14 protein-coding genes and 3 tRNA genes are annotated in these 16,863 nt (G+C 36.6%); 6 read left to right on the top strand and 11 right to left on the bottom strand.

Features of this window, described 5'->3' with window-relative positions:
* Positions 1–17: 17 nt before the first annotated feature.
* Positions 18–701: an MBL fold metallo-hydrolase gene (locus tag GFU89_RS20635; RefSeq protein ID WP_318848914.1), complete on the top strand. Its 684-nt coding sequence runs from the start codon at positions 18–20 to the stop codon at positions 699–701.
* Between the two features lie 419 nt (positions 702–1,120).
* On the opposite strand, the gene GFU89_RS20630 is transcribed toward GFU89_RS20635, so the two are convergent.
* The 3 genes from GFU89_RS20630 to GFU89_RS20620 form a co-directional block, all read right to left on the bottom strand.
* Positions 1,121–1,194, bottom strand: a tRNA-Arg gene (locus GFU89_RS20630).
* A 32-nt stretch (positions 1,195–1,226) separates the two neighbouring features.
* Positions 1,227–1,301 (bottom strand) — tRNA-Pro (locus GFU89_RS20625).
* Between the two features lie 16 nt (positions 1,302–1,317).
* Positions 1,318–1,402, bottom strand: a tRNA-Ser gene (locus GFU89_RS20620).
* Between the two features lie 135 nt (positions 1,403–1,537).
* On the opposite strand from GFU89_RS20620, the gene GFU89_RS20615 reads away from it, so the two are divergent.
* The 4 genes from GFU89_RS20615 to GFU89_RS20600 all read left to right on the top strand — a co-directional run bounded on the left by GFU89_RS20615 (position 1,538) and on the right by GFU89_RS20600 (position 6,109).
* Positions 1,538–2,563 (top strand): N-acetylmuramoyl-L-alanine amidase, encoded by a 1,026-nt coding sequence (locus tag GFU89_RS20615; RefSeq protein WP_318848913.1) that lies wholly within the window; start codon positions 1,538–1,540, stop codon positions 2,561–2,563.
* A 72-nt stretch (positions 2,564–2,635) separates the two neighbouring features.
* The gene (aspA, locus tag GFU89_RS20610) at positions 2,636–4,036 is read left to right on the top strand and encodes an aspartate ammonia-lyase (protein WP_318848912.1); all 1,401 of its coding nucleotides are present in this window, start codon (positions 2,636–2,638) and stop codon (positions 4,034–4,036) included.
* 82 nt (positions 4,037–4,118) lie between these two features.
* Positions 4,119–4,973, top strand: a complete 855-nt coding sequence (locus GFU89_RS20605) for a glycosyltransferase family 2 protein (RefSeq protein WP_318848911.1) — start codon at positions 4,119–4,121, stop codon at positions 4,971–4,973.
* Between the two features lie 92 nt (positions 4,974–5,065).
* On the top strand, positions 5,066–6,109 hold the full coding sequence (locus GFU89_RS20600; protein ID WP_318848910.1) for a hypothetical protein: 1,044 nt from the start codon (positions 5,066–5,068) through the stop codon (positions 6,107–6,109).
* Here GFU89_RS20600 and GFU89_RS20595 read toward each other — a convergent pair.
* From GFU89_RS20595 to GFU89_RS20560, 8 genes are all read right to left on the bottom strand, one after another.
* The gene (locus GFU89_RS20595) at positions 6,102–6,791 is read right to left on the bottom strand and encodes a TMEM175 family protein (RefSeq protein WP_318848909.1); all 690 of its coding nucleotides are present in this window, start codon (positions 6,789–6,791) and stop codon (positions 6,102–6,104) included. The two genes, GFU89_RS20600 and GFU89_RS20595, sit on opposite strands and share 8 nt — an antisense overlap.
* 67 nt (positions 6,792–6,858) lie before the next feature.
* Complete coding sequence (locus GFU89_RS20590; protein WP_318848908.1) at positions 6,859–8,358, bottom strand: lipopolysaccharide biosynthesis protein; 1,500 nt, start codon at positions 8,356–8,358, stop codon at positions 6,859–6,861.
* A gap of 9 nt (positions 8,359–8,367) precedes the next feature.
* A complete protein-coding gene (locus GFU89_RS20585; RefSeq protein WP_318848907.1) occupies positions 8,368–9,162 on the bottom strand; it encodes an FkbM family methyltransferase in 795 nt (264 codons plus the stop codon).
* Between the two features lie 285 nt (positions 9,163–9,447).
* Positions 9,448–10,113, bottom strand: a complete 666-nt coding sequence (locus GFU89_RS20580; protein ID WP_318848906.1) for a DUF2461 domain-containing protein — start codon at positions 10,111–10,113, stop codon at positions 9,448–9,450.
* A gap of 96 nt (positions 10,114–10,209) precedes the next feature.
* Positions 10,210–11,439: an ABC transporter permease gene (locus GFU89_RS20575; protein ID WP_318848905.1), complete on the bottom strand. Its 1,230-nt coding sequence runs from the start codon at positions 11,437–11,439 to the stop codon at positions 10,210–10,212.
* A 23-nt stretch (positions 11,440–11,462) separates the two neighbouring features.
* A complete protein-coding gene (locus tag GFU89_RS20570) occupies positions 11,463–12,212 on the bottom strand; it encodes an ABC transporter ATP-binding protein (RefSeq protein WP_318848904.1) in 750 nt (249 codons plus the stop codon).
* A gap of 94 nt (positions 12,213–12,306) precedes the next feature.
* The gene (locus GFU89_RS20565) at positions 12,307–13,572 is read right to left on the bottom strand and encodes an efflux RND transporter periplasmic adaptor subunit (RefSeq protein ID WP_318848903.1); all 1,266 of its coding nucleotides are present in this window, start codon (positions 13,570–13,572) and stop codon (positions 12,307–12,309) included.
* A 3-nt stretch (positions 13,573–13,575) separates the two neighbouring features.
* On the bottom strand, positions 13,576–14,886 hold the full coding sequence (locus GFU89_RS20560) for a TolC family protein (protein ID WP_318848902.1): 1,311 nt from the start codon (positions 14,884–14,886) through the stop codon (positions 13,576–13,578).
* Positions 14,887–15,113: 227 nt separating this feature from the next.
* Here GFU89_RS20560 and GFU89_RS20555 point away from each other — a divergent pair, with 227 nt between their 5' ends.
* Positions 15,114–16,829, top strand: coding sequence for a DEAD/DEAH box helicase (locus GFU89_RS20555; protein ID WP_318848901.1), 1,716 nt, complete (start codon positions 15,114–15,116; stop codon positions 16,827–16,829).
* Positions 16,830–16,863 lie beyond the last annotated feature (34 nt).

The following is a 16,863-nucleotide window of genomic DNA, read 5'->3' as shown; positions in this document are numbered from 1 at the left end:
TTTGCATAAAAAAAACGATGCTACGTCAAATTGCTCCCGAAGTGTTCCAGATTTCACTGATGCCAAGAAACAGTATTAACTGTTATATTATCGATGGTGTATTGGTAGATTCCGGAATACGGAGTTCGTATACTACTGTAAAGAAAGTTCTCCAGAAAATCCCTGTTTATCAACATGTACTGACGCATGCGCATGCAGATCATCAGGGCTGTAGTGATCAGATATGCGATGAGTTTGCGATACCCTTACTCTGTCATCCCGATGAAGTTTTTAGGACAGAAACGGGTATGGTAACCAACGATTATCCAACTCCGCAACATTGGGTAGCAAAGCTTCAGCAGAAGTACTGGGCTGGTCAGGGACATAAAGTCGAACAGACGATCGTTGAAAATGATAGGATCGGGGACTTTCGGGTAATAGAAACACCCGGACATTCTGCTGGTCATATTTCTTTATTCCGAGAGCGAGATGGTGTATTGATCATTGGAGATGTGGCAACAAATATGAACCTGCTCACAACAGCGACCGGTCTGCGGCTTCCGCCAAACATATTCACCTCGGATCAACAGAGCAACATCCAATCGCTCCAGAAGTTAGCAAAACTGAATCCTGCCATTATCTGTTTCGGTCACGGACCGGTCATGCAGAATACAGATCGGAAGTTTGAGCAGTTTGTGGCTAAATGTAGCGCGACTCTGTAAAGATATATCGTGCTGTAATTACGGTTTAAAAAGATCTTTCTCAAAAAATCACAACCTATCAGAAAAAGACATTATAATCTTAAAGATTTTGAATTTTCGAAGAAATCCTGTGGAATAAATATTGAAGCACTTCCAGATGATTTCAAACAAGTAGCAGCAGAATTCTAGCTTCAAAAATTGAATTCTGAATATCCCAATTGTAAAAGTTTAGCTCACAGATTTTTATTGGTATAAAAAAAGAGACAACTATCAAATAGTTGTCTCTTTAAGTAAGCGCGAAAGGATTCGAACCTTTGACCGTCCTGATTGAAATCGGGATGCTTTATATTATCTGATTTATTGATGTCGTAGGATTGTAAAATAAGATGGGTAACCTTCTAAAAGCAAAAAACCTCACAATAGAAATTGTAAGGTTTTTGTGAGCGCGAAAGGATTCGAACCTTTGACCGTCTGCTTAGAAGGCAGATGCTCTATCCAGCTGAGCTACGCACCCATTAAGTAGTTTTGAGAAAACTACTAAAACAGTCGGGGCGGCAGGATTCGAACCTGCGACCTCCTGGTCCCAAACCAGGCGCGATGACCGGACTACGCTACGCCCCGAGAATATATAAATGAGCGGAGGGTAAGGGATTCGAACCCTTGCGACACTTTCGCGTCGACAGTTTAGCAAACTGCTCCATTAACCACTCTGGCAACCCTCCTTTTTGTTTATTTTTTAATGATCGTTGTTCCGTTATTGCGAGTGCAAATATAGAATAGATTTCTTTATTTACCAAATAAAATTCAAGAAAAATTTGTGTATTTTTGAAGTAATAAATCATCCAAAAACCAAACTGATGCGTAAAACATTATATATCATCGGATTAAGCACTTTTGTTTTTTCATGTACTTCTCAACAAAATGTAAAAAAAAATACATACAAACCAAAAACCCCGATAACACAGGCGAAACCGACGGTTCAGACAACACCTCCGGTTGCTCCAAAACCAAAAGTTGTATCTGATCATGGAGTAGACTTTTTTACTACTAATATAGCAGACCCAACAAAAAATGATAATACGGTAAGTTATGGTTCTATTGTTTCTGCAAAACCAGGTGGATATAAAGTCGTAAAGACTTATTTCCCTGCAGTCGCCCAAAACTTCAGACAACGCTACTTAATATTACACTATACAGCTATTCCAGACGATAAATCGATTACCGTTCTTACCCAGCAGGCAGTGAGCGCCCATTATCTGGTAAACAATATAGGAGATAACGAGATTTATCAGTTGGTAGACGAAAACAAAAGAGCATACCATGCAGGTGTAAGTTCTTGGAGAAATGACAAAAACCTCAATGATACTTCTATCGGTATTGAAATTGTAAACGCCGGCTATACTACAGATGCTACAGGTAAAAGAACATTTGCTCCTTTTAGTGATGATCAGGTGAAAAAAGTGGCAGCATTGGTTAAAGATATTGTGGCAAGATATCAGATTCAGCCTACTTATGTACTTGCTCATTCAGATATTGCTCCTACAAGAAAACAGGATCCGGGACCTATGTTCCCATGGAAAAAGTTATATGACGAATACCAGATTGGGATGTGGTATGATGACGCAGCCAAGCAGACTTACCTTGAAGCAGCACAGGCAGACATTACTGCAAAGTATAATGATTCCAGCTTTATTTTCCTTATTCAGACTTCATTACAGAAATTTGGATACGGATTGGATCTTAGCGGGAAATGGGATGATGCCACCAAGAAAACAATTGAAGCATTCCAGTACCACTTCCGTCCACAGAATTATGATGGAATCATGGATGCCGAAACATGGGCAATACTGCAAGCTTTAAATCAAAAATATCCAGTAAAATAATTCAAATTAAAGCGCATCGGTTAGATGCGTTTTTGTTATCTTTAAACGATCAAAAACAGTAAAATATCTGTAATGGAAAATTTCAGGAAAGAAAGTGATCTATTAGGCGAACTGAATGTGCCTTTAGATGCTTATTATGGGGTTCAGACACAAAGAGCTATCGATAATTTTAAAATTTCAGGGCAGCTTTTGTCTTCATATCCGGATTTCATAAAAGGGTTGGCTTTTGTAAAAAAAGCAGCAGCAAAAACCAATTATGAATTAGGACTTCTAGACGAAAACCTATATTTTAAAATAGCAGAAGCATGTGATGAAATTGTAGACGGGAAATATCATGAGCAGTTTCCGGTAGATATGATTCAGGGTGGGGCAGGAACTTCTATCAACATGAATGCAAATGAAGTGATCGCCAATATTGTATTGGAGAAATTAGGGAAAAATAAAGGAGAATATGAATTCTGTTCACCTAATGATCATATCAACCTTTCACAGTCAACCAACGACGCTTATCCTACAGCCATCAAAATGGGATTGCTGCAGATGAACATCGGACTGGTAGAAAAGCTTGAAAAAATTATTGCCGCATTCCGTGCAAAAGGACAAGAGTTTCATGATGTTATCAAAATGGGACGTACTCAGCTTCAGGATGCAGTTCCAATGACTTTGGGACAGGAATTTGAAGCCTATGCAGCTACGTTGGAAGAGGATATTTCCAAACTGAATAATAATGCAGACCTTTTCGTAGAAGTGAATATGGGAGCAACAGCTATCGGAACAGGATTAAACGCTCCCGTAGGATATGCCGTTCTTTGTGCTAAAAACTTAGCTCAGATTACAGGATTCCCGATTGTTTCAGCACCGAATTTAGTGGAAGCAACTCCTGATACAGGATCTTATGTAATCTACTCTTCAGCTACGAAACGTCTTGCGGTGAAATTATCAAAGATCTGCAACGATTTAAGATTGCTTTCATCAGGTCCAAGAGCAGGTCTTTTTGAAATTAACCTTCCGCCGATGCAGCCGGGATCTTCTATCATGCCGGGTAAAGTAAATCCGGTAATTCCGGAAGTGGTAAACCAGGTTTGTTTCAAAGTATTTGGAAATGATCTTACCGTGACTTTTGCAGCAGAGGCAGGGCAGTTACAGCTGAATGTAATGGAACCTGTACTTTCTCATGCCATCATGGAAAATATCAACTTCCTTTGCAATGCCTTAGATACCCTTCGCGACAAGTGTGTAGTAGGTATTACTGCTAATAAAGAAATTTGCCTGAATATGGTAAAACACAGTATTGGTATTGTAACAGCACTGAACCCTTATATCGGGTACAAACAATCTACACAGATTGCCAAAGAAGCATTGGAAACCGGAAAAAGCGTTTACAACCTTGTTCTTGAAAAAGGAATTCTTTCTCAGGAGAAACTGGATGAAATCCTTGATCCGAAAAATATGCTGAAACCGCATAACAAATAAATTCAATAAACAATGAATGATCAATGATAAAAAGCTTTTTAGAGCATTATTGATCATTCATTATTAATCACTTATAATTCCCGTGAGGTTTTTAATTATAATTCCTGCCCATAACGAAGAAGATAACCTCTCCTTTACGCTTGATTCTTTACAGCAGCAAAGCAACAAAGATTTTAAAGTAGTGGTAGTGAATGACGGTTCTACAGACAGAACATCTGAGATTATCAGAAAATATACAGAAACTGATTCCCGTTTTGAAACAGTTAATCTTCAGAAATCGGAACATCAGCCAGGATCTAAAGTCGTTCATGCTTTTAAAAACGGACTTCAGACTCAGTCTATGGATGAATTTGATATCATCTGTAAATTTGATGCCGATATCATTCTTCCGGAAAATTATCTGACAGCAGTAGAATTAGCTTTTGCAAGCAACCTAGAATACGGGCTTGTAGGAGGTCTTCTGTATATAGAAAAAGACGGAAACTGGATCTATGAAGGAAATTCCAATAAACATCACGTAAGAGGCCCTATGAAGGCTTATCGTAGAGAATGTTTTATTCAGATTGGTGGTTTAAGAGAAACATTGGGCTGGGATAATATAGATTCCATACTGTTGGAAAATCTGGGATGGAAGGAAGTTGTTCTTCCGGAGCTCCATGTGAAACTGATTAAAGTAAAAGGTGCGGATTATACAATACGGCCAGCAGATTATTATGGCAGGTACTTTTATTTCTTAGGCCTGAACAGGTTTCTGGCTTATGTAGCCTCTTCAAAAGAAGCGATGAAAAGCAAGTCTCCATCATTTTTCTTTGATATTATCAATTCCTATGAAAATTGCAGGTCCAAAAAAATGGAACTTAAAATCACGAAAGAAGAGCAAAAAGCTGTTAATGATCAGCGCTGGAGGATGCTGAAGAAGAAGTGGTTGAAGATGTAGGTAAATAATTTTGTATATTTTAATCAATAGAAACAAAAAAATAAAAATCCATTGGCTTTAGTCAAAACTTAAGATTTAACTCTCATTCACCTGTGAAAAAAATAGCTTACATAGAAATAGACACTCACGCAGAAATTGCTCAGGCTTTCATGGATGTTATGGAAGGTTCTCAGGATTTCGCCATTGACTATTATTTTTCAAAAAAAATTAAAGATCAGATAAACTATAGCAATGAAGCTGTGTTTTTATCAGACAGTTCTATGATCCTGGATCAGCTGAAGGGAAAAGGATATGATTTGGTTATCATAGGGACTGTACATCGTTATTTTAATACATTTTTAGCAATAACAAAAAAGTACAATACGGCAATCATTACTCATAATCTTAATTTTACAAAAGCTTCAAAGCTCGATCTGATGAAGAGTGTTTTCAAAGGAGATATTATCTTCAGGCTAAAACTGTGGCTGAAAGAAGGATTATTCTACAAAACTAAAGTTTATCAGACGTCCAGATCTCTTTTCGTACTGGATGAAGCATTAATTTCAGAGAGATATCAGTTTTTGCCGCTGTTTTATACAAGAGATTTTGACAAAATAAGAAATGAGGATCTTGTGGTGGTGATTCCCGGTGGAGTTTCGCAAAAAAGAAGAGATTATGCCTATATTCTTGAAACCATTCAAAAACTAAATACAGATAAGTCTTATACGTTTGTTTTCCTTGGAAAAGCAAAAGGACATGAATTAAGACAACTTGAACAACTTTCTGCAAAACAGCCTGGAAATATTGAGATCATTTATTTTTCCGAAAGAGTTTCTTCTGAAGAGTTTAACAAATGGATGCAGAAAGCGGATATCTTGTGGTGCCCGATTCAGAAGGATACAGAATTTTTCAGTATGAAAGAAACGTATGGACTGACTAAAATGACAGGAAACCTTGGTGATGCCATTAAGTATGGAAAACTGGTTATCTTTCCAAAAGACTATCGGTCAAATTTAAAATTTATTCTTCCGGAAGAAGAAAACATTCTTACTCAGTGGGAGAGATTAGCGGGGATCGATTTTGATTTTCAAATAAAATATAGTAAAAAGGAAATTTTAAAAGATCTGGAAAATAGGTTGAATAATCTTACTAGATAATTACGCTTTTTTGATTGTTTTTTTTTACGAATGTATCAAATATTTTTTTTGATAATCCACATACAAGAAATACTAATAAAACGGTCTGAACATTGTTCGTCAAAAACGTTACTAAAAATATAATTGAAAAAATAATTGTTGTGAATAAAAGGTCAGAAGTGAATTTTTTTCTTTCCTCTAAAGTCATTTCGAAAGAATATTCTTTGTGTTTTACAATTGCAAGCCAATAAAGGGTGTAGATAGCCACTCCTGCAAGAATATGATTTAACAAGAAAAATCTAAATGCTAATATAACAACATTTTTATTGTCAACACTCTCAGCAAAAAAAGCAGTGGTAAAAGGAAAGAAGATGATGGGCAGCAACATAGCCATATTGGCGATTACAATTTGTTTATTGTAATTATGAATATGCTTGAATAGAAAATGATGACGCATCCAATACGTTACAATGAGAAAAAAGCTCAACAAAAGAGCAAAAAAATTATATTTAAGCTCAACTAACTGTTCCCAGGCATTATCAAAAGTGGTTTCTTTCGTTATATGAGGAATTTTAAACTCTATAATAAGAAGGGTAATAGCAATAGCAAAAATTGCATCACTAAAAAAGGCTAAGCGTTCTACTTGAAAATCTTGCTTAGGATGCTTATCACTATCAGCTGTGTGTTGTTGTTTCTGAGCCATACCGATTTCATATTATATAGTACTCGGTTAATCTGTTTATATAATATTTACGAATGTAGTATTTTTTTTACTTAAACTTAAAAATACTCTTAATAAATTTCATATTCAGATAGTCTTCAACCGGGAAAATCTTGGTGAAGTAATTTCCAATGTAGATCAGCACCAAAACAACTGCTGGCTTGTAAATCAGGTTGATCAGATTGCTGTTGAAGTTTGGAAGAACAATCGCGACAGTAATAGCCAGAGTGCAGATAATAGAAACAAAAATCATTTCAATACTCAACGGTGAAACTTTGAATACAAAATAATTGAAAACAATTTTCACAACATTGTAGATGGAAAGAGAAATAGCCGTAGATAAAGCAATTCCAATCAGTTTAAGGTCTGTATTTTTAATAAAATAATAGTTGAGTCCAATAGTCAGCCCCGCCAGTAAAAGCATCACCAGAATATTGAATCTGTAATATTTTGAGAGTGAAATAATATTTCCGTTGAAACCTGTTGCAAGATCTATCAATACTGCAGAACCCCAGATCCAGACTACAGGTTCGTATTCTCTGAGCATCGTTCCGTTCTTCGGCATAAATTGTGTCAGATAAGGGAATCCAACCATAATGCATGAGAATAAAACAGCTCCAAGGAAATATAACGTTAAAGATGTTTTTTTGTGAAACCTGTCCAGCTCTTCCATATCTCCGTCTGCCAGCGTTTTGTTGATGATAGGTGCAGAAATATTAAATAATCCAAGCTGTGGAATAGAGATTAATGAGATCAGGGCGTATAAAACAGAATAGATTCCTACCTCTTCCATTCCCATAAATTCTCCAATCATAAAGCTGTTGATGGCCAGGTAATTTCCAAAAGTTCCCAGGAATCCGAAGAAACTGTAATTGAAAAACTCTTTCCAGAAATTGTTTTTCTTAAAATAATCCGTATTAAAATCAAGCTTGATTTTTTCCAGTTTATTGGTGTAATAAATATACCCCAAAAGCATTAAAAAGAATATTCCAAAAAAGAAAATGTAGGCAATTTTCTGCGATGTCGGAGCAGTAATATTCCGAGACAAAGCAAAGAAAAAGAGACAAAAAGCTCCCAAATTCGCTATTTTCGGAAACAGATTGTCGAAAATATTGGAAACAACGATTCTTTTATAATTGGAAGTGTATTTATTGAAAATAGCACAGAATGAAAGGATTAAAATCAGCGGGAGAATCATTTCCTTGATCTTCCATGCTTCCGAGTGCCTGAACTTTGGATAAAAATAGGGAAGTATAAAAAATACAACTGTAAAAACAAGAAAATTGATAAAAACTGCAAGCAGCGACAATGACAGCATATTTTGTTTTTTGCCGTCTCTTTCTACGGTGTGGAAAAATTTCACATTAGAATAGGAAATTCCCAGTACTACAAAAGGAACCAGCATTTCTGCAGTAGGGAGGATGTAGCGCAGCTTTCCATAAAATTCAAAATCATTCGGAAATATGAATATTGCGGAAACTGTGCCCAGCAAAAAACCAATATAACCGATAATGGAATATTTGAAGCCTTGTCTCGCTACTACACTCATAAAGTCGTTTTAAATGTTTTTAGGTATAAAAATAATATTGTTGATGTACTGAGTTTTATTTTTTTCGTCGTTTGTATTTTGTGTTATAATGTCCTCTGTAAGATTTTCCAGGGTGAAGCTGTTTCTGTTCAGATATTTTGCTTCATATCCCCAGCTCATCACTTCAGATATTTCATTCCATATAGGAGTTTGGTGGTGTCTTTGTTCCATTTCAACCATCAAAGTTGGTTTGAACTGTCTGATAGTTTCTCTCGCTCCGGAAAGTGTTTTTATTTCGTTTCCTTCAACGTCTATTTTGATGAAATCAAGCCTGTTGAAATGTTCTAGTGCAGCCCATTCATCCAGTTTGATCACTTTTACTTTTTCTGTATAGCTTTTTTCTTCTCCTTTTTCCTTGTAAGAAGTGTTTAAAGTACCACGGGAAGCAATTGTTTTTCCGTTAATGATAGGTACTTTGAACTCAGCAATTCTGTTTTCATCAGAAAGAGCCAGAGGAAAAATGTGCATTGCTGGAAATAGTCTTTTTAATCGTCGGTACAGCTTTTTATTGGGTTCAAAACCATAGATATGGTCATGTTTCAATGTATTTTCCAACTGGTATAGGAAAGTTCCTACATTCGCACCAATGTCCAGTATGACAGCATTTTTAGGAAGGTATTCTTTGATCCATACCAGTTCCGGTTCTACATTGCGTTCCGAAAAATTATTTTTATTAAGATTATTTAACGTTTTAAAATATCTTTTTTTATAGAAATTCGGAGTTATATATTGTAGTTTTTCTGCGATTTTTTGGTATAAAGACATCGTAAGCTTTTTGACGAACAGCAAAGATAAGCAAAAATGTAAAACTTTTCTTAAAAAATGTTAAATATAATGCGTTGATTTTCAATAATTATGCTCAGTGTCTGTTTTTGTATGATACTGAATTCTAATGTATTTTCAATTTGTCACAGAAACTCCTATGTATCTTTAACATCTTGTACAAAACATTCTATACAACATATCCTCAGCATGAATATGGACAATCGCCAGTGGAAAGTGTTATTTGTGGTCAAAAATTGTTTTCATTAGCTCTAATAGTCAAGTTTATTAGAGAAAAGGAGTATTCAGAAAATCATTGAAAGGTTTCATCAGTTTAAAAACTTTTGTCATATTTTTCACTGCACTTTTATCTAGTACTTCTTCGTCTTTCAGTTGATATACCACAATAAAGTTCTTAAGCTTCAGATATTCTCCCATAGGATCTTCTTTTTCGAAACCTTGAGGGATTTTTTTCAGTTTGTCATCCTGGTCCAGTTCCGGGAAATGTTTTTTGAAATCCTTATTGTTGAGAATTGTAAGGAAATCATTACCATACAACGATATTTCTTTGCGTACTTCTTTCAGAACAGAAGATTCAGGCATATAGATACCCCCGGCTAAAAAAGATTTTCCAGGTTCCATGTGAAGATAGTAACCTCCTTTCTGATTGCCTTTTCCCATTCCCAGAGAAGCTCCGAAATTGGTTTTATAAGGAGATTTGTCTTTTGAAAATCTTGTGTCTCGGTAAATTCTGAACAGGGCTTTTTTACTATCAATTTTAGCAAGTTCTTCATCAAAACCGGACATCTCTTTAATCAGTTCATCCAAAAATGAAACAATATTTTGCTGAGATTCTGTGTACAGGTTTTTGTTTTCATTAAACCATTCACGATTGTTATTCTTATTTAACTTTTTTAAAAAATCAAATGTATGGGAAGAAATGCTTGCAGACATATTTTGTTAGGTGTTATTGAGTGTTGTTGCGAAACGATTTTTCAATCTCAAAGTTCCGAATCCAGAGACTTGTATCACAATTCAAATGTACAAAAACTATTCATATCTTAATGCCTCAATAGGATCAAGTTTTGAAGCTTTCAATGCAGGATAATACCCGAAAAATACTCCGGTCACAGCACACACGATAAAGGAAACAATAATAGATGATTCCGTAATGAAAGTAGGCCATGAAAGGAAAAAAGTAACCAGTTCTGAAGATAAAATACCCAAAAGTACCCCAAGAATTCCACCGGTGATACTGATAAGCACTGCTTCAATAAGAAACTGGTACAAAATATCTTTTCCTCTGGCGCCAATAGACATTCTCAGCCCAATTTCTTTGGTGCGTTCCGTAACAGATACATACATGATATTCATAATTCCGATTCCTCCTACAATAAGAGAAATACCTGCAATGGCTGATAAAAGTACCGTTAAAAGCTGGCTGGTAGAACTCATGGTAGAGATCAATTCAGCCTGAGTTCTTACACTGAAATCATCATTGCTTCCATCAGGAGGCAGTTTATGCTGTTTTCTTAAAATCTCCGACACCTGGTCTGTGGCTTGTTGTGAAGTATTCTCGTTTGAAGAAGCGGCGTAAATCGTCTGGACATACGTGATTCCTAAAAATCTTCTTTGAACAGTGTTGAACGGAGCGATAATGACATCATCCTGATCCTGCCCGAATGCATTGGAACCTTTGGGAGCAAGGATGCCGATAACTTTCATAGGAACTTTATTGAATCTGATAATACTTCCTAGTGGATCTTCACCGTTAGGAAACAGACTGTTATAGACAGTTTGCCCTAAAAGACAGACTTTATTGGAAGAAGTTACATCTTTTCTGGTGAAAAGGTTGCCATCCGCAATGCTCCAGTCTCTGATATTAAAATATTCTTCATTCACACCTTGCAGCTGGGTAGGCCAGTTGTTGGGACCATTGATCGACTGCCCGTTGGTCTGTACAGCAGGAGAAACATAAGAAACATCAGGTGCTCCCTTTGAAATAGCATCTGCATCCTGCGGTCTCAGTGTCTGTAACCCTGAAGCTCCTATTCTGGCTCCTCCGGAAACATTCACATTGCTGGACGGACGTATGGTAATCATATTGGAGCCCATTGAAGAAAGCTGATCGCTGATGCTTTTTTTTGAACCCTCTCCAATGGCGGTCATTGCAATCACTGAAGCCACACCGATAATGATACCAAGCATGGTTAAAAATGCACGAAGCTTATTCCGTAACAGGGCTTTCCAGGCAATTCTAAAAAGATTAGAGAGGTTCATTGCAATAGATTTTTAGTTTAAAACTATTTATAATCATCATTTACCGGAAGATTTTCCAGGGCATCTTTGGCTGATTTTATATTTTCATTTTTAACGTCTTTAATGACTTTTCCATCCCGAAGGGTTACTGTTCTGCTGCTGAAAGTGGCTATGTCTGGTTCATGAGTTACAAAAACAATTGTTCGTCCTTGTTTATTCAAGTCTTGCATTAAAGCCATGATCTCATAGGATGTTCTGGTGTCTAGATTTCCGGTAGCTTCATCGGCGAGAATCATTACAGGCTCGTTTACTAAAGCTCTGGCAATAGCTACTCTTTGCTGTTGTCCTCCGGACATTTGGTTAGGAAGGTGGTCAACCCGGCTTTCAAGCTTTACTGCGGTCAATGCATTCAAAGCTCTTGTATGGCGCTCTTCAGTAGATACTTTTGAGTTATAGAGAAGCGGAAGTTCTACATTTTCTTTTGCTGTAGTTCTTGGAAGAAGGTTATAGGACTGAAATACAAAGCCGATTTTTTGATTTCTGAGAACCGCAAGTTCATCACGGTCAAGATTTTTAATATTAACACCGTCCAGAATATAATCTCCGCCCGATGGCTTATCCAGACAGCCTATGATATTAAGCAGAGTTGATTTTCCGGAACCGCTGCTTCCCATAATGGTCACGAATTCACCTCTCTCTACCGTAAATGTTACGCCTTTCAGTGCATGAACAACTTCTTCGCCCATCCTGAATTCCCTTTTCAGATCCATGATCTCCAGAATTTTTTCTGCCATGACTTTTTGTTTTTAGGTTTGCTAGTTGCTAGTTGCTAGTTGCTAGTTGCTAGTTGCTAGTTAATTTATTTAGGTTGATTGGCTAAAATTTATGTTATCTCGGTCCGCCGCTGCCGCCACTGTTCCTGTTGTTTCCGCTACCTCTTCTTTGAGGCATGAATGGACTTTTAGCCTGTCCACCAGAAGATTTTTTTGAAAGTACTTTATAGCCTGTAATGATATTGTCATTTTTATTTAATCCTGAAACAACCTGTATTTCGGTATCATTATCCATTCCGGTTTTTATCTTTTTACGGGAAATAGTGCTGTCTTTCGCAATAACCCAGACAGCAGCTTCATTTTTCTTTTCGGCTCCTTTATTTTGTTGCTTCCATTGGCCTTTTTCGTGTTTTTTACCGTTGGCAAACGGAGAATTTATTCTGTATTTTTTGATAATCAGGCTATCCGGTCTAAAGCTGGTTGCTGCTGCCGGAATTTTCATGACATTTTCTAAAACCTGCGTATAAATTGTAATATTTGCAGTCATTCCCGGCTTTAGTTTTAAGCCTGAATTATCTGCGTTGATGATGGTTGTGTAATTCACCACATTCGATGAAACGGTAGGATGGAGGCGGACTTCGGAAACCTGGCCGTCAAATGTCTCATCTGGAAAAGCATCCACTGTAAATGTTGCTTTCTGACCTACTTTTACATTTCCGATATCTGCTTCATCCACTGAAGCACGTACCCTCATTTTAGTAAGATCTTTAGCAATACTAAAAAGGGTGGGGGTACTGAAACTTGACGCTACGGTTTGTCCCTCACTTACATTCCTGTTGAGTATCGTTCCGTCTATCGGGGAATAGATATTAGTAAGAGACAGGTTTTTGTTGGCTGTAGAAAGCTGGGCATTTACAGAACCTACCTGTGCTTTTGCAGCATTGTACTGATTGGTGGCATTATCATAATCTGCTTTGCTGATGGCTCCCACTTTGTACAGCTGTGACTGTCTGTTGATATTGATTTCGTTGTAAGCCAGATTACTTTTGGCATTCTGGAGATTAGCTTTGATCTGCTGTGACTGGAACTGAAGAAGATCAGGGTCTAAAGTTGCCAGCAATTGTCCCTTTTTCACGGTAGAATTAAAGTCAACGTAAATATTTTTAATAATTCCCGATACCTGAGTACCTACTGCAACAGTATCCACAGGCTGAATAGTTCCTGTAGCAGTAATGGAATTGGATAGTTCTCCCATTTCAGGTTTTACTGTTTCCAGCTGAATTTTTATTTCTTTCTCTCTGATGAAGAAAAACCAGGCTGCACCTAGAACAATGATGCCACCCACTATCCAATACAACCATTTTTTATTCTTTGTTTTCATAGCTTACTTTAGATTTATAGGGTTACCTGCGTAAAATTCATAGATCTGTTTATTGAGAACGGCAGTGTATTTAGCCTGCAGATAATTCTGAACAGACTGTATATAAAGCAATCTCTGCTGCTGAAGCTGTACATAATCAATGCTTCCGATTTTCATCTGGGCATTCACAATATCATAACTCTGTTTGCTGATGTACATCTGTTTGTAGGCGGAATCATACTGAGATAAGGCATTCTGAAGATTGATATATGACTGTTCTACCTGCTGATTAAGGACGGTTTTAGTATTTAATAAATCAAGATTGGCTTGTTCAATAGCAATTTTTGACTTCTCAATTTGTGTTTTATAAACTCTGTTATTATAAATCGGAATTCCGAGACTTAACCCGATAGGCATATAAAAATTGTTTCCAAACTGATTAAAATAATTTCCATTGCCGTTTGAGTAATTGGTAGATATATTTCCTGTCAGGCTTAGGGTGGGCTGAATAGATGCTTTAGCCATTTTCAGATTCGTATTGGAGTTTTCTACGCTCAGTTCACCATATTTTACTTCAGGACGTTGGTTTTGTGCTGTATTTTGAACATCCTCTAATGGTTTGAGCTGATCCTCTACAATAATACTGTCAGGTTTTACAATCTGAAAATCATATTGGGAAGGAAGCTGAAGGATTTGTTTTAAATTAACCGTATTAGTCCGCAGATTATTTTGAGCAGAAGTAAGATTGTATTGATCCTGAGCTACCTGCGACTGAATCTGAAGATAATTTAATTTTGAAAGACTTCCTGCTTTATAGAGCTGATCCCCTTGTTTTAATTGAGTTTGGGTTGTTTTCAGAACATTTTCAAGAGAAATGATACTTTCCTGGTTCATCAGAATATTCAGAAAAGCCTGGGTAATATTCAGGGTAATATTATTTTCTGATTCCTGTACAGAGAGATCGGCCATTTGTAACAATAGATTTTTGGATGTTTCATTGTTTTTAATGTAATCGGCATGGTACAGGGTCATGGAAGAGCTGGCTCCGATATTTTGAGATTGCAGACCTGTCATATGAAGTCCGTCACTTCCGTTGAGGGTAAATAAACCTTGTGAAATTGTTCCGCTTAGATTTGGGTATTTGGCATCTTTTGCCTGAAGAAGATCTTGTTGTGCTGAATTTTTTGAAAGCCTTAGAGAATTAATAGAAATATTATTCTCTTTTGCGTATTCAATACAACTTTCCAGTGTCCAGAAGGATGGATAATTGGGTGTCTGAGCAAATATTTCAAAGGCTATGCATAAGAATATCAAAAAGAAAAATTTGCGTTCCATGGTTTTATTTTTGAAAATTCATAAATATCACAGAAAAAATCAATCCAATTTAATAAAAAAAAATAATGTTTAACAAGTATTTAACCTAAAGCTTGTTTTTTTACATTTAATTTTCAAAAAATTAAAAATATATTAAAAGATTCTGAATTTAAGTTTGTATATTTAAAACTTTATTCAAAAACAAGTCAAATATTTGTTGTATCTTTGCAAAAATTTTAAAATAGTTAATGAATTTATTTACGGAAACCAATTTAAGTCCTGATATCCTTAAGGCAATTGGCGAACTGGGCTACGAAAGCCCAACAGAAATCCAAAAACAGACTATCCCTTTTATTCTTTCAGATATTCGCGACTTGATCGCACTTGCGCAAACAGGGACAGGCAAGACAGCAGCGTTTTCGCTTCCGATTTTGGATATGATTGACGATACGAGTCGCAAAATCCAATTATTGGTGCTTTGTCCGACACGGGAATTATGTCTTCAGATTTCGAAGGACATAAAGAATTACTCTAAGTACATGAAGGACATCAAAACTACTGCAGTTTATGGTGGAAGTAGTATTGTAGATCAGATGAGATCTTTGAAGGATAAACCACAGATTATTGTGGGAACTCCGGGAAGAGTAATAGATCTTATCAACAGAAAAGCACTTGACTTTTCTGCGATTCATTGGTTGGTATTAGATGAAGCCGATGAAATGCTTTCTATGGGATTCAAAGACGAATTGGAAACCATTTTAAGAGAAACTCCGGAAACTAAACAAACTTTCTTATTCTCTGCAACGATGAATAAAGAAGTGGAAAGAATTTCCAAAAATTACCTTACAAAACCACACCGTATTTCAGTAGGTTCTATCAACGAAGTGAAGAAGAACATTACTCACGAATACTATGTAGTAGGGTACCGTCAGAAAAAAGAAGCATTGAAGAGATTAATTGATGCTAACCCTAATCAGTACTCCATTATCTTCTGTAGAACGAGAATGGAAACTCAGGAGGTAGCAGATTTTCTAATGCAGAACGGGTATGCAGCTGATGCTCTTCATGGTGACCTTTCTCAAGCGCAAAGAGATACGGTAATGAAGAAATTCAGATTGAAAAACATTGATATTCTTGTAGCGACAGACGTTGCAGCAAGAGGATTGGATGTAAACTCTCTTACGCACGTTATTCACTTCTCTTTACCAGATGATCCTGAAGTATTCGTTCACAGAAGCGGAAGAACAGGTAGAGCTGGAAAAGATGGTATTTCTATGGCTTTGATAAAGCCTGAAGAAAGCAGAAAACTGAAACAGATCAAATCTGCAACAAAAATTGAAATTAACGAAAAATTCATTCCTACAGGTGAAGATATTATCAAAGCTCAGGTAGGAGGTGTATTCGACAAATTATTGACGGAGCACGAGGATCTTTTCGAATTTGATGACAGCCTGATCCCGGATCTAAGCAAATTTACAAAAGAAGAATTGGTGCACCAGTTGCTACAGTTCCAATTGAAGGACCTTGCTTTATATTACAAAGACAAGCACGATCTTACTGAGCAGAAATTGAGCAGCAGAGACGATGATTACTCAAGAAGAGACCGTGGGCGTGATAGAGACAGAGACAGAGGTCGTGATAGAGATAACAGAGACAGCAGAGACAGAGATCGCGGAAGAGATAGAGACCGTGGTGGAAAACCAAGAAGAAAAGATGAGAGCATGGTAAGGTTCTTCTTTAATCTTGGGAAAAAAGACCACTTGAAGAAGCTTGATGTTTTAGATATTATCAATAAAGCTACTGATGATGGAAAAAGCAAAAAAAGAGCTGAAATCGGAGATATCGAAATCTTAGAGAAATTCTCTTTCTTCGAAGTTGAAAAATCGTTTAAAGACAATGTCTTGAGCAATATTCAATCTATGAAGTTCAAAGGAAAAGATATGAGAGCTGAAGTAGCTAACTAATCTTATCAATTACTATATAAAACCGGCTTTAATG

Source organism: Chryseobacterium sp. JV558 (genome assembly GCF_033712365.1).
Lineage (GTDB): Bacteria > Bacteroidota > Bacteroidia > Flavobacteriales > Weeksellaceae > Chryseobacterium.
Note: the sequence above shows the minus strand (reverse complement) of the source record. Positions and strands in the feature narration are given on the sequence as shown.